Origin of the sequence: Xanthobacter variabilis (assembly GCF_043831965.2) — a bacterium.
GTDB lineage: Bacteria > Pseudomonadota > Alphaproteobacteria > Rhizobiales > Xanthobacteraceae > Xanthobacter.
Genome location: NZ_CM195533.1, coordinates 1,655,795 through 1,668,949 on the forward strand (window position 1 = coordinate 1,655,795; position 13,155 = coordinate 1,668,949).

Sequence of the window (13,155 nt, forward strand, 5' to 3'; positions counted from 1 at the left end):
CTCCGCCTGCCGAGACGAAATGTGCGCGGCGCGAAGGAAGGTGTCGTTGGTACGCGATGCGTTTGCCATTTGGCATCCGCGTTACTCCGAAACGAAAGCCGATCGGAGCGGTAATTCAGCCGGCGACGGTCAGGCGGCGGTCCGCGCGGCAAGCGCGGAATCAACGGCCTTCTCAACGTCAGCACGCGGAGCGGAGCTGCCGATGAGCGTGGACACGATGGTGTCCGCAGTGTCGACGGCGATGCCGCGGACGTGGCTCATGGCGTCGGTCTTGGTGGTGGCGATGCGCTGTTCCGCGGCGACCAGCTTGGCAGCGAGGTCGGCTTCGAGTGCCTTGCGATTAGCATCCGAATCAGCCGCAAGCCGATTACGGGTTTCCCCGGCGATGGCATTGGCCTTGGCGCGCGCCTCGGTCAGAGCCTTCTCGTAGGCGGTCTGCGCGGCGTGGCTCTCGGCCTTGTGCTTGTTGGCTTCCTCGAGATCGTCGGCGATGCGGTCGTGACGCTCTTCAAGGATGCGGCCGATGCGCGGCAGGGTCACGCGGCTCATCAGCAGATAGAGAATGCCGAAGGTGATCGCCAGCCAGAGAAGCTGGGACGGAAAGGTCGTGGCATCGAACGGGGGAAACTTCACCGCGTGCGCGTCCACGGGATTGTGCTCGGCCGCGCCGTTGGCATGCTCGCCAGCGGCGGCGTGGCCGGAAACGGGCTTGGCGGGCGCCGCCGCCTTGTCCGCCGGAGCCGCGGTTTCAGCATGCGCGACCTGCGGAGCAAGGGCGAGGGGGGCGGCCATGAGGCACGCACCGGTCATCGCCACCGCGACAGTCAACTTCCACGTCTTCATCATGGCTGGCCCGCCTGACTTGAACTTAAGCCAAAAGCCCCGCGCGATGGCGCGCGAGGCTCTTTTTCAGCAAACCTCGATCAGGCCACGAAGAGCAGAACGAGGGCCACGACCAGCGAGAAGATGCCGAGACCTTCCGCGAGGGCCGCGCCGATGAAGGCGCGAGCGAACTGGCCATCGGCGGCCGACGGGTTGCGCAGCGCACCCGAGAGGAAGTTGCCGAAGATGTTACCGACGCCGACGCCGGCGAGACCCATGCCGAGGCAGGCGAGGCCGGCACCGACGAACTTTCCAGCTTCCGCTTCCATTGGACTGCTCCTTGAGAACCTGTTGGATTAACGAAACGGGTGGGAACTTGCTCGCGAACGCTTACGCGGCCCCGGTCAGTGACCGGGGTGGATGGCGTCGTTGAGGTAGATGGAGGTGAGCACCGCGAACACGTAGGCCTGCAGCACAGCCACCAGCAGCTCGAGCGCGGTGAGCGCCACGATCATGAAGAAGGGCAGCGTGGCGCCGAACCAGCCCACGACACCCGCCGAAGCAAGGCCCACCACGAAGAAGGCGAAGACCTTGAGCGCGATGTGGCCCGCCAGCATGTTCGCGAAAAGACGAAGCGAGAGGCTGATGGGCCGCGACAGGAAGGACACCACCTCGATCACCACCAGGAACGGCAGCAGGAAGGCCGGCACGCCCGAGGGCACGAACAGGTGGAGGAAGTGGGTGCCGTGCTTGAAGAAGCCGTAGACGATCACGGTGCCGATCACCAGCAGCGCCAGAGCGGCGGTGACGATGAGGTGGGCGGTGACGGTGAAGGTGTAGGGGATGAGCCCCACCAGATTGGCCACCAGCACGAAGGTGAAGAGCGTGAACACGAAGGGGAAGAACACCATCCCCTGGCTGCCCGCCGAATCACGAACCATCTTGGCGATGAATTCGTAGCTCATCTCCGCCACTGACTGCGCCCGGCCCGGCACCAGGGTGCGGCCACGGGTGGCATAGGTGAGGAAGAAGAAGATGATGGCCACGATGCCGAACATGAACACGGCGGCGTTGGTGAAAGAGAACTGCACGCCGCTGATGTTCAGCAGGTCCACAAAGCGCTTGATCTCGAACTGATGGATCGGATCGACGGTCATCCGAACGCGCCCCCTGCCACGCGGCGCGAGCGCCGCAATTTTAAGACAAGCGGCGCGAGCGCCGCAATTCCAAGCCACGCGGCGCGAGCGCCGCAATTCCAAGCCACGCGGCGCGAGCGCCGCAATTTCAACTCCACGACGTGTCCGCCGTGGCCAATACCCGGCGGCCGAAGCCGCCTTCAAGAACGCTGCGGCCGGGGCCGCCTTAAAAACCCGCCGGCGGCCGCGACCGCCTGCCGTTCCCCCTGAATCCGAGCCGCCGCAACGGGCGCATCAGGACTTCGGGCGGTGGCGCGAGGGGCCTTCGCCCGCCGCGCGCATCATGTTCAGCACCCCGGCGCCGAAGCCGATCAGGGTGAAGACGATCAGTCCCCAGGGGGCGATCGCCAAAAACGTGTCGATCCCGTAGCCGATGGCCGCTCCCACCAGCACACCCGACACAAATTCCGCGCCCAGGCGGAAAGCGAGAGCCACGCCCGAGCGGGATGAGGTGTCGCTGGCGCCCTTGGGCGCAGGGACTTCCCGCTTCGAGCGCGCCTGGCTCAACGAAGTGTCGAGCTGCTCCAGCCGCGCGCCGAGCTCGGAATCGTCGGAACCGGGCGCCTGCGACTTGCCAGCGGCCCGGTGGCGCTCTCCAGAGGGAGAATGTTCAGGCTCAGACATGGCGCAAACCTCGGCTCCGGGGCGAAGCGGACGCTCCACCCCTCGAAACCGGGCCGCACCATAGTTGTGTCAAAATTGGGTGTCAAGGCACACGCAAAGTGACTTAAGTCTATGAAAATACGAATTAAAAATAAGGCTGCGACAACGTGGAATGCCCCTTTTTGCGCGCTGTGCGACGTCGCGGCAACAGGGGGGTAGGCGGGCACGCTGCCTGTTTGGTGTGCCGCAAGGGCCTTTGCGCGGTGCGCGGGTGTGGTTTGCGCGGCGTTTCAGCTTGCTTCGCGCAGGCGTTCGGCGCTCTGGAGATCCACCGAAACCAGGCGGGAGATGCCGCGCTCGGCCATGGTGACGCCGAACAGGCGATTCTGGTGCGCCATGGTGATGGGGTTGTGGGTGATGGTGAGGAAGCGCGTGTCGGTGCGGCGCGTCATTTCCTCAAGCAGGGTGCAGAAGCGCTCCACATTGGCGTCGTCCAGGGGTGCGTCCACCTCGTCCAGCACGCAGATGGGCGCCGGATTGGTGAGAAAGACGGCGAAGATGAGCGCCATGGCGGTCAGCGCCTGTTCGCCGCCGGAGAGCAAGGAGAGCGTCTGGGGCTTCTTGCCGGGCGGGCGGGCGATGATGTCGAGGCCGGCTTCCAGGGGGTCCTCGGCGTCGGTCAGCACAAGGTCGGCCTCGCCGCCGCCGAACAGGGTGTCGAACAGCGATTTGAAATGGGCGTTCACCACGGTGAATGACGCCTGAAGCCGTTCGCGAGCCTCGCGGTTGAGGCTCTGTATGGCGCCGCGCAGGCGCTTGATGGCCTCGATCAAGTCGTCGCGCTCGGTGGTGAGGGAGGTGTGGCGGGCCTCCGCCTCCTCCAGCTCCAGGTCGGCGCGCAGGTTCACGGCGCCCAGGCGGTCACGGTCGCGCTTGGCCCGCTCCAGAATCGCCTCGATGGGACCAGGGTCGGGAAGATTTTGGTCATCGGTGATGCCGGCCTGGGTGCGGGCCACGTCCGGCGGGCCTTCCAGGGCCTCGAAAATCTCACGTTCCATATCGTCGCGGCGCTGGCGGGCGGCGTCCAGCCGGGCTTCGGCGCGGGCGGCTTCCGCGCGCGACTGGGACATGGCCTCCAGCGCGTCGCGGGCGGCCTTTTCGGCGGCGGCCAACGCGGCCTCTCCTTCGGCCAGCCGGTCGGCGGCGGCGCGGCGGGCGGCTTCGGCTTCCTCGAGGCCGGTCATCAGGGCGCGGCGCTGGCGGATGATTTCCGAGGGGGCGTCCTCGATCTCCGCCAGTTCGGCGTGGGCCTCTTCGGCCCGGGCCTCGATGGCGGCGAGGCGCTCGCCCGCGCCCCCGGCGCGCTGTTGCCAGGAGCGGCGCTCGCCGGCAATGGCCTCCAGGCGCTTCATGCGGGCGGCACTGTCGCGGCGCACCGCGTCGGCGGCGGCGCGGGCCTCGGCCAAGGCGGCGCGGCGCTCGCCGGCCTCGGCGCGGGCGCGCGCCAGCTCGGCTTCCAGAACCTGGGGCATGTCGAGGGCGGCAAGCTCCCCCTGCACGTCTTCCATGTGTGCCTCGGCCTCCTCGCGCACGGCGGCAAGGCGGGCACGGGCCTCGGCGATGGCGGCGAGGCGGGCCATGTGCTGGGCGGCCTTGCGCTCGGCGGCCTCCAGAACCGCGCGGGCGGTCTCGGCGGCGCGCTGGGCGGTGCGGCGGGCCTCGCGCGCCTGGGCCTCGGCGGCGGCGGCCAGGCGCAGCTCACCTTCACGGTCCGCGAGGCTCGCGCGGATCTCCTCCGCGGCCTCGTGGGCGGCGGCGGCCTCCTGCTCGATGTCGGCGAGGCGGTTGCGCTCGGCCAGGCGCCGGGCGGCGGCGGTGGGCGCATCGGCGGCGGCCACCATGCCGTCCCACCGCCACAGGTCGCCGGCGCGGGAGACAAGGCGCTGTCCCGGCTTCAGCAGAACAGCCAGGCGCGGCCCCTCGGCCGGCTCCACAATGCCCACCTGGGCCAGGCGCCGGGCCAAAGCGGGAGCCCCGGTCACGTGCCGCGACAGGGGCGCGGCTCCCTGCGGCAGCGGCGGGTCCGCCGGGTCCATCTCCACGCCAGCCCAGCGGGCGGGGGCCTCCGGCGCCACCGGCAGGTCGAGGTCATCGCCCAAGGCGGCGCCGAGGGCGGTCTCATAGCCCTTGGCGACGGACAGCAGATCGACCACGGGCGGAAAGCGGTGATCGGTGGACTGCAGCAGCTTGGCCAGGGTGCGGGCTTCCGCATCCAGCCGGCCGAAGTGCTTTTCCGCCTCGTTCACCGCCGGGCGCAGCTCCTCCACCGCGCGGCGGGCAGCGGTGTGGGCGGCCTCGGCGGCCAGGGTCGTTTCCTCAGCCTCGGCCAGGCTCTCGCGGGCGATTTCCGCATTGAGGCGGATGTCGTCCAAGGCGGCGGTGCCGGCCTCGCGGTTCAGCCGGCCTTCCTCCGCCTCCACCGAGGCACGCTCGGCGGCATTGCGCAGCAGCCGGTCACGGATCTCCTTGGCGGTCTGCTCCAGGCTGGCGCGGCGGGCGCCGAGATCGGCGAAATGGGTGGTCTTTTCCTGGAGGAGCTGCTCGGCCTCCTCCAGCAGGGCGGCGGCTTCCTCCTGCCGGTCGGCGGCCAGCGCCGAGAGCTCGGCGGCCTCTTCCTGCTCGGCCAGCAGGTTTTCCGCCTCCAGGTCCAGGCGCTCCAGCACCCCTTCGGCATCGGCGGACAGGGATTTTTCGCGCTCCAGGTCCTGGGCGAGCTGAACCAGGCGCCGTTCCAGCTCCTGCCGGCGGGCGGCAAGGCGCGCTTCCTCCTTGTCCAGCGCCTCGCGGGCGTGGGTCAGGCGCTGCAGGGCGGCGGCGGCTTCGGCCTCGTTCTGGCGCAATGGCGGCAGCGCATGGGCGGCGAGGGCCTGAAGCCGGGCGGATTCCGATTGCACGCGCGTCAGTTCGGCCCCGTCGCGCTGGGAGGCGGAAAGCGCCCGCTCGGCCTCGGCCAAAGCGGTTGTCACCTCGCGCCAGCGCAGCCACATCAAGGTGGCCTCGCATTGGCGGATCTCCGCGGCCAGGGCCTTGTAACGCTGGGTCTGGCGCGACTGGCGGCGCAGGCTGTCCACCTGGGACGCCATCTGGGTGATGACGTCCTCGACGCGGGCAAGGTTCTGCTCGGCGCCCTTCAGGCGGTTTTCCGCTTCGTGCCGGCGGGCATGGAGGCCGGCGACGCCGGCGGCCTCCTCCAGGATGCGGCGGCGGGCATTGGGCTTGGCGCCCACGATCTCGCCGATCTGCCCCTGCCGCACCAAAGCCGGTGAGCGGGCGCCGGTGGAGGCATCGGCGAACAACAGATGCACGTCGCGGGCGCGCACGTCCCGCCCATTGATGCGATAGGCCGAGCCGGATCCGCGCTCGATGCGGCGCGCCACTTCCAGCTCGTCCCACTCATTGAAGGCGGCGGGGGCGGTGCGGTCCGAATTGTCGAGCTGCAGCGCCACCTCGGCCATGTTGCGCGCCGGCCGGCCGGTGGTGCCGGAGAAGATCACGTCGTCCATGTCCTGGGCGCGCATGGCCTTGTGGGAGCTCTCGCCCATCACCCAGCGCAGGGCTTCAACCAGGTTCGACTTGCCACACCCGTTCGGGCCCACCACGCCTGTCAGGCCGGGCTCGATGACGAGTTCGGTGGGCTCGACGAAGGTCTTGAAGCCCACAAGTCGCAGGCGGTTGAACTTCATGGGGGCCGGAGGCGGTCCGATGCAACGGGGTGGAGCCGGAATGCTGCTTCCGGCGTCAATCCCTCAAAAAGGATCTCGGCAAGAGGTGTGCCAGCGCTTTCGCGCCGCGTCAAACAGGGAGCGGACCAAGCCGCGCTCCGGTTTGCGGCGGGGCGCTTTTCGCGGGCGATGCGGGCGGGCGCGATCAATGCTTGACGCCTTGCGCGACGGTCGGTAATTTCGCGCAACTTTTGAAAGGGCCTGCGTGACCATGCGCAACATCGTTATTCTTCTCGTATCCGGGGGCGCCACGATCGGTCCAGCCTGAGAAGGCTGTTTCGAACGGACGTGGCGCGTGACGAGGGGCCCTTGGGGCCCCTTCGTCGTTTCTGAACCGCCGCGTTCCTTCGGTTCGCGGCTCGGCCGGCGCGGAGCCTGAACGATTTCAGCCCGCGCGGCCATCGATGCCGAGGCGGGATGCGTTCGCATCCTGGTGCCTCGATCCGATGCGATGACAGCCAGATTTGCGGCGCCTCCGCGCCAGGGAGTTCCAACGCCATGACCACTGCGACCGCCTCCGCGGCCACCGCCACCCCCACCGGCACCAAGATGACCGGCGCCGAAATGGTCATCAGGGCCTTCGCCGACCAGGGCGTGGCGCATATTTTCGGCTATCCGGGCGGCGCCGTTCTGCCCATCTATGATGCGCTGTTCCTTCAGGACCAGATCGAGCACATCCTCGTGCGGCACGAGCAGGCGGCCGTGCATGCGGCGGAAGGCTATGCCCGCTCCTCGGGCAAGGTGGGCGTCGTGCTCGTCACTTCCGGCCCCGGCGCCACCAATGCGGTGACCGGCCTTGCCGACGCGCTGATGGATTCCATCCCGATCGTCTGCATTTCCGGGCAGGTGGCCACTCACCTCATCGGCAATGACGCCTTTCAGGAGTGCGACACGGTCGGCATCACCCGGCCGTGCACCAAGCACAATTACCTCGTCCGCGACGTGAATGACCTCGCGCGCGTGCTGCATGAGGCCTTCTACGTGGCGCAGAACGGGCGCCCGGGCCCGGTGGTCGTCGACATTCCCAAGGATGTGCAGTTCGCCACCGGCACCTATGTCGGCCGCGAGAACATCCAGCACAAGACCTACCGTCCGAAGCTGGAGGCCGAGGACGCGCAGATCAGCGCGGCGGTGGAGATGATCGCCTCCGCCAAGAAGCCCATCTTCTACACCGGCGGCGGCGTCATCAATTCCGGTCCGGAGGCGAGCCGCCTGCTGCGCGCCTTCGCCCGCGAGACCGGCGTGCCGGTGACCTCCACCCTCATGGGCCTCGGCGCCTTCCCGGCGTCCGACCCGCAGTGGCTGGGCATGCTGGGCATGCACGGCACCTATGAGGCCAATCTCGCCATGCATGATTGCGATGTCATGGTGTGCATCGGCGCGCGCTTCGACGACCGCATCACCGGGCGGCTGGATGCGTTCGCGCCCGATTCCAAGAAGATCCACATCGACATCGACCCGTCCTCCATCAACAAGAACGTGAAGGTGGACCTGCCCATCGTCGGCGACGTGGCCAGGGTGCTCGGCGCCATGAGCCGCGCCTGGGCGGCCAAGGGTCTTTCGACCGACAAGGCGGCGCTGACGGCGTGGTGGGCGCAGATCGACCGCTGGCGTTCGCGCCAGTGCCTCGCCTACCGGGCCTCCGACACCATCATCAAGCCGCAATACGCCATTGAGCGGCTCTACAATGCGGTGAAGGACAAGGACGTCTACATCACCACCGAGGTGGGCCAGCACCAGATGTGGGCGGCGCAGTTCTGCCACTTCGAGGAGCCGAACCGCTGGCTGACCTCCGGCGGCCTCGGCACCATGGGCTATGGCCTGCCGGCCGCCATCGGCGCGCAGAAGGCCCATCCCGGCGCGCTGGTGGTGGACATCGCCGGTGAAGCCTCGATCCAGATGAACATGCAGGAAATGTCCACCGCCATGCAGTTCGACCTGCCGGTGAAGGTGTTCATCCTGAACAACAAGTATATGGGCATGGTGCGCCAGTGGCAGGAGCTGCTCCATGGCGGGCGCTACTCCCACTCCTATTCGGAGGCGCTGCCCGATTTCGTGAAGCTGGCGGACGCCTTCGGCGGCGTCGGCATCCGCTGCGACAAGCCGGCCGACCTCGACGCGGCCATTCAGGAGATGATCTCGGTGAAGCGGCCGGTGATTTTCGACTGCATCGTGGACCAGCAGGAAAACTGCTTCCCCATGATCCCCTCGGGCCGCGCCCATAACGAGATGATCCTCGGCGACATGGCCGTGGATCTCGACGAAGCCATCACCGACGAAGGCAAGATGCTGGTGTGACCGGGGCTTCCCGGTCCTCTCGTCCCGCCATTCCGGCCCTCCCCCCGTGCGGGGGAGGGGTTCCCGCCGACCCCATCTTTCGAGCCATCCATGCCTGAAGCTCAAGAGCGCATCGAGCGCCATACCCTCTCGGTCCTGGTGGACAACGAGCCGGGCGTGCTCGCGCGCGTTATCGGCCTGTTTTCCGGCCGCGGCTACAATATCGACAGCCTCACCGTGTCCGAGGTGAGCGCGGAGAGCCATCTTTCGCGCATCACCATCGTCACCACCGGCACGCCCATGGTGATCGAGCAGATCCGTAACCAGCTGGACCGTCTGGTGCCCGTGCACCGGGTGCAGGACCTCACCGTTGAGGGCCATTACCTGGAGCGCGAGCTGGCCATGGTGAAGGTGCGCGGCACCGGCGAGGCCCGCTCGGAGGCATTGCGCCTGGCGGAAGCCTTCCGCGCCCGCGTCATCGACGCCACCCGCGAGAGCTTCGTGTTCGAGATCACCGGCAAGAGCGACAAGATCGACCAGTTCGCCCACCTCATGGAGCCGCTCGGCCTGGTGGAAGTGGCGCGCACCGGCGTGGTTGCCATCTCGCGCGGGCCCACCGCTCTCTGATCTGGCCGCCAGGCCTGTTCCCTTTGGCCGCGATCCGGTGCAAGACGCCGGCGCGGCCCGCCGCCACTCAAGGACAAACGCCCACAAGGAGACACTGATGCGCGTTTATTACGATCGCGACGCCGACCTGAACCTGATCAAGGGCAAGAAGGTCGCCGTCATCGGCTATGGCAGCCAGGGCCATGCCCACGCGCTGAACATGCGCGATTCGGGCGTGAAGGATGTGGTGATTGCCCTGCGTCCCGGCTCCGCCACCGCCAAGAAGGCCGAGGCCGAGGGCTTCAAGGTGCTCTCCCCCGCCGAGGCCGCCAAGTGGGCCGACGTGGTGATGATGCTCACCCCTGACGAGCTGCAGGGCGACATCTATCGCGACAGCCTTCATGACAACATGAAGGAAGGCGCGGCGCTGTTCTTCGCCCACGGCCTGAACATCCACTTCAACCTGATCGAGGCGCGCAAGGATCTCGACGTGCTCATGGCCGCCCCCAAGGGCCCCGGCCACACCGTGCGCGGCGAATACCTCAAGGGCGGCGGCGTGCCGACCCTCATCGCCATCGCCCAGGACGCCACCGGCAACGCCCATGACCTGGCGCTCTCTTACGCCTCCGCCATCGGCGGCGGCCGCGCCGGCATCATCGAGACCACCTTCAAGGAAGAGTGCGAGACCGACCTGTTCGGCGAGCAGGCGGTGCTCTGCGGTGGCACGGTGGAGCTGATCCGCGCGGGCTTCGAGACTCTGGTGGAAGCCGGCTACGCCCCCGAAATGGCCTATTTCGAGTGCCTGCACGAGATGAAGCTGATCGTCGACCTCATCTATGAGGGCGGCATCGCCAACATGAACTACTCCATCTCCAACACCGCGGAATATGGCGAATACGTCACCGGCCCGCGCATCATCACCCCCGAGACCAAGGCGGAGATGAAGCGCGTGCTGACCGACATCCAGTCCGGTAAGTTCACCCGCGACTGGATGCTGGAGAACAAGGTCAACCAGACCTCGTTCAAGGCCACCCGCGCCCGCGTGAACGCCCACCCCATCGAGGAAGTGGGCGAGAAGCTGCGCGGCATGATGCCCTGGATCAAGGCCAAGGCCCTGGTGGACAAGAGCAAGAACTGAGGTTTTCAGCCGGCGGCTTCGTGCCGCCCGCCTCATGCGCGACCCCGGATCGGCGCCCGCCGGTCCGGGGTTTTTTGTGTCTGCGGCGGGGGGAGATGCACGGGCCCGCCGCAAGGCGTCACGCGCCGCTGGGTGGGAGATTGCGGCCTGTCGGCTGCCCAACTTAAATCAGAATAACTCAAAACAAAATTTGAATTTAAAATTGCTCTCGAAAATGCAGTGTTTCGAATGTGCTGCAAATAACATATCTTTTTCTTTGACACAATTCGGTGTTGTCCTATCTTGAGGGTGCTTGCGGCGCGCATCTAGATTTCATGCGCTGAAAGTCGGGCGTCTGCCCACCTTGCGACGTCCTTTGTTTTTGATTTTGAACAATTCAATAAAGAGACACGACCCATGAATGTTACCGTCATCTTCGGATCGGACGGCGGCGCGACCAAGGGTGTCGCCTCCAAGATTTCCAAGAAGTGTCAGGGCCGCAGTGTCGACATTAAAAGCGCCACCAAGGCCGATTTCGAGAATTGCGATCTGCTGATCCTCGGTTCTCCCACCTATGGCGACGGTACGTTGCAGACGGATTGGGAGGACAACATAGACAAGCTTCGCGAGGCGAAGCTTCAGGGCAAGAAAGTTGCGCTGTTCGGCACCGGAGACCAGGCGACCTATCCTGACTCCTTCGTGGACGCCATGGGTATTCTTTATGATGAGGTGACCGAGCTGGGCGCCGTGGTGGTGGGCTTCACCGACACCGCTGGCTACGACTATTCCACCTCCACCGCCGAGCGCGACGGACAGTTCGTGGGCCTCGCCCTCGATCAGGACGGCCAGTCTGGCATGACGGAGAAGCGGGTCACGGCATGGCTCAGCAAGCTGGTGTAGACCCGGTCGCGCTCCGGCTCTTCCACCACCACCTCTATGAATATGGTCGTGGGGTGCGGGGCCTGTTCCTGATGACCCTGGGACTCCTGGAGTCCGCCCCCGTCGTCGCGAAACTTCGCGGCGACGGGATCGACCACTTCGTGCAGCGGGTGGGCGCGTCCAAGGTGAATGTGTTCTTCGGCCGGGAGGCCTATGTGGCGGTGGCGCGCAGCTTCGTCACCAAGCCACTCAACCTCCTGAGCCCGGAGGAAGACTTCATGCTCGGCACCCTGCTGGGCTACGACCGGGAGCAGCAGTGCCGACGCTTCCTGGACAAGATCGCGGCCGAGGCGGCCCGCTGCCCGCTCGCCATCGCCGCCGAATGATCGCTTCGGCGGTGATCTCTTCAGGGTGATCGCCGGCGCGACCGTCTCGCGCCGGGCCGTCAGGGGGCGCGCGACAGCACGTGGCTTCGGCCCGGCCTGAAGGCGCGGCTGCGAATCAGACGGCGGTGTCTGAGTAGCGCGTGGCCAGCGGCAGCGAGGCCGTGGCCAGGAAGGAGCGGTAGCGCCGGCGGGCATCCATGGCGGTGCCATTGTCCGAAATGGCGGCTTCCTGCAGCTCCGCGAGCGCCCAGGGATTGGGCTCCACCGGCAGCGCCACGATTTCCGGCGCGTTGTGGGATGTGATCTCGATGATATCGTGCGCGGTCAGGGCCTGCAGCGCGTGGGCCGCGAGCTGGCGCTGATAGGCGCGGCGCTCCGGCGCGATGTCTTCCCAGGCTTCCAGAAGCGGATAGCGGGTGCGCGAAAAGGCGTGCATCGCCTGCGCCATACGCTCCACCATGTCCGCTGCGATCATCCTGTCACCCTCATGACCTTACGATCCGTTTGGACCCCAAGGTGCCCTGAAGGCGTTTCATGATCGTTGCGAAGCAGGATGATTTTGCCGCATGGTCAATGAAACATGAATGCGCCAACAGGCTCCACACCCGATCGCGTGAGCGCGGTCGCGTGGGATGGTGCCACGGCGGGGCGGCGCCCATAAGGGCGGTGACAATGTGGGCGGCGACAATGGGAGTGCGCAAATGCCGGTGACCCTCGACATGCTCAAGGTGAAGCTGTTCACCGATGGGGCGGACAAGGCCCAGATCGTGGAAATGGCCCGCCACGGGCACATTGCCGGCTTCACGACCAACCCCTCGCTGCTGCGCAAGGCCGGCGTCACCGATTACGAGGCCCACGCCCGCGCCCTGGTGGAGGCCGTTCCCGACCGGCACCTGTCGTTCGAGGTGATCGCCGACGATCTGCCCACCATGCGCCGTCAGGCGGGGCTGATCGCCAGCTGGGGCGCCAATGTCTATGTGAAGCTGCCGGCCTGCACCACCAGCGGCGAAACCCTCGCCCCCCTGGTGCGCGAGCTGTCGCAGGAAGGGGTGAAGGTGAACCTCACCGCCGTGTTCGACCTGCCGCAGGTGGAAGAGGGCGTGGCGGCCCTGGCCGGCGGCGCGCCGGCCTGCATCTCGGTGTTCGCCGGCCGGCTCGCCGACATGGGCCTGGATTACGTGCCGGCGGTGGCACGGGCGGTGGAGCTCTCCCGCGCCACCCCCAACGTCGAGGTCATCTGGGCCTCCACCCGCGAGGTGTGGAACGTGATCGAGGCCGATCGCATGGGCTGCCACATCATCACCGCCCCGGCCGATGTGCTGAAAAAGCTGCCGGAGCTGGGTACCCGCACCGCCGCGGAACTCTCCCTCGGCGCAGTGAAGGCGTTCCGCGCCGATGTGGAGGCGGCCGGCCTTTCCCTCTCCATCCCCGACCGAAACGCGGCCGCATAGCCGGCCGCCATTGCGCCGCCGGGAGGCGCTGTTAGA

General features: G+C 67.1%; 12 protein-coding genes. 6 read left to right on the top strand and 6 right to left on the bottom strand.

Translation table 11 applies throughout. The features are described from left to right. Positions 1-129: 129 nt before the first annotated feature. The 5 genes from V5F26_RS07275 to smc all read right to left on the bottom strand — a co-directional run bounded on the left by V5F26_RS07275 (position 130) and on the right by smc (position 6,364). The gene (locus V5F26_RS07275; RefSeq protein ID WP_370640680.1) at positions 130-846 is read right to left on the bottom strand and encodes a F0F1 ATP synthase subunit B; all 717 of its coding nucleotides are present in this window, start codon (positions 844-846) and stop codon (positions 130-132) included. Between the two features lie 77 nt (positions 847-923). Then, positions 924-1,151, bottom strand: coding sequence for a F0F1 ATP synthase subunit C (locus V5F26_RS07280; protein WP_234051604.1), 228 nt, complete (start codon positions 1,149-1,151; stop codon positions 924-926). 75 nt (positions 1,152-1,226) lie between these two features. Next, entirely contained in the window at positions 1,227-1,979 is a 753-nt protein-coding gene (locus V5F26_RS07285) for a F0F1 ATP synthase subunit A (RefSeq protein WP_234051603.1), read from the bottom strand. Positions 1,980-2,252: 273 nt separating this feature from the next. Continuing rightward, complete coding sequence (locus tag V5F26_RS07290; RefSeq protein ID WP_234051602.1) at positions 2,253-2,642, bottom strand: AtpZ/AtpI family protein; 390 nt, start codon at positions 2,640-2,642, stop codon at positions 2,253-2,255. A gap of 269 nt (positions 2,643-2,911) precedes the next feature. Further along, the gene (smc, locus tag V5F26_RS07295; RefSeq protein WP_394947034.1) at positions 2,912-6,364 is read right to left on the bottom strand and encodes a chromosome segregation protein SMC; all 3,453 of its coding nucleotides are present in this window, start codon (positions 6,362-6,364) and stop codon (positions 2,912-2,914) included. A 537-nt stretch (positions 6,365-6,901) separates the two neighbouring features. Here smc and V5F26_RS07300 point away from each other — a divergent pair. The 5 genes from V5F26_RS07300 to V5F26_RS07320 all read left to right on the top strand — a co-directional run bounded on the left by V5F26_RS07300 (position 6,902) and on the right by V5F26_RS07320 (position 11,668). Then, the gene (locus V5F26_RS07300) at positions 6,902-8,701 is read left to right on the top strand and encodes an acetolactate synthase 3 large subunit (protein ID WP_394947035.1); all 1,800 of its coding nucleotides are present in this window, start codon (positions 6,902-6,904) and stop codon (positions 8,699-8,701) included. Positions 8,702-8,791: 90 nt separating this feature from the next. Further along, positions 8,792-9,307 carry an acetolactate synthase small subunit gene (gene ilvN, locus V5F26_RS07305; protein ID WP_234051599.1) on the top strand — a complete coding sequence of 172 codons (516 nt, stop codon included), beginning with the start codon at positions 8,792-8,794 and terminating at the stop codon, positions 9,305-9,307. Positions 9,308-9,404: 97 nt separating this feature from the next. Further along, positions 9,405-10,424, top strand: coding sequence for a ketol-acid reductoisomerase (gene ilvC / locus V5F26_RS07310; RefSeq protein ID WP_234051598.1), 1,020 nt, complete (start codon positions 9,405-9,407; stop codon positions 10,422-10,424). 396 nt (positions 10,425-10,820) lie between these two features. Next, positions 10,821-11,303: a flavodoxin FldA gene (fldA, locus tag V5F26_RS07315; protein WP_394055107.1), complete on the top strand. Its 483-nt coding sequence runs from the start codon at positions 10,821-10,823 to the stop codon at positions 11,301-11,303. Further along, positions 11,282-11,668, top strand: coding sequence for a DUF2023 family protein (locus tag V5F26_RS07320; protein ID WP_234051596.1), 387 nt, complete (start codon positions 11,282-11,284; stop codon positions 11,666-11,668). The genes fldA and V5F26_RS07320 overlap by 22 nt, the downstream gene beginning before the upstream one ends. Before the next feature lie 115 nt (positions 11,669-11,783). Here the strand turns inward: V5F26_RS07320 and V5F26_RS07325 are convergent, their stop codons facing one another. After that, a complete protein-coding gene (locus tag V5F26_RS07325; RefSeq protein WP_234051595.1) occupies positions 11,784-12,143 on the bottom strand; it encodes a hypothetical protein in 360 nt (119 codons plus the stop codon). Positions 12,144-12,369: 226 nt separating this feature from the next. On the opposite strand from V5F26_RS07325, the gene V5F26_RS07330 reads away from it, so the two are divergent. Continuing rightward, positions 12,370-13,119 carry a transaldolase family protein gene (locus V5F26_RS07330; RefSeq protein WP_234051594.1) on the top strand — a complete coding sequence of 250 codons (750 nt, stop codon included), beginning with the start codon at positions 12,370-12,372 and terminating at the stop codon, positions 13,117-13,119. The last annotated feature ends 36 nt before the right edge of the window (positions 13,120-13,155 follow it).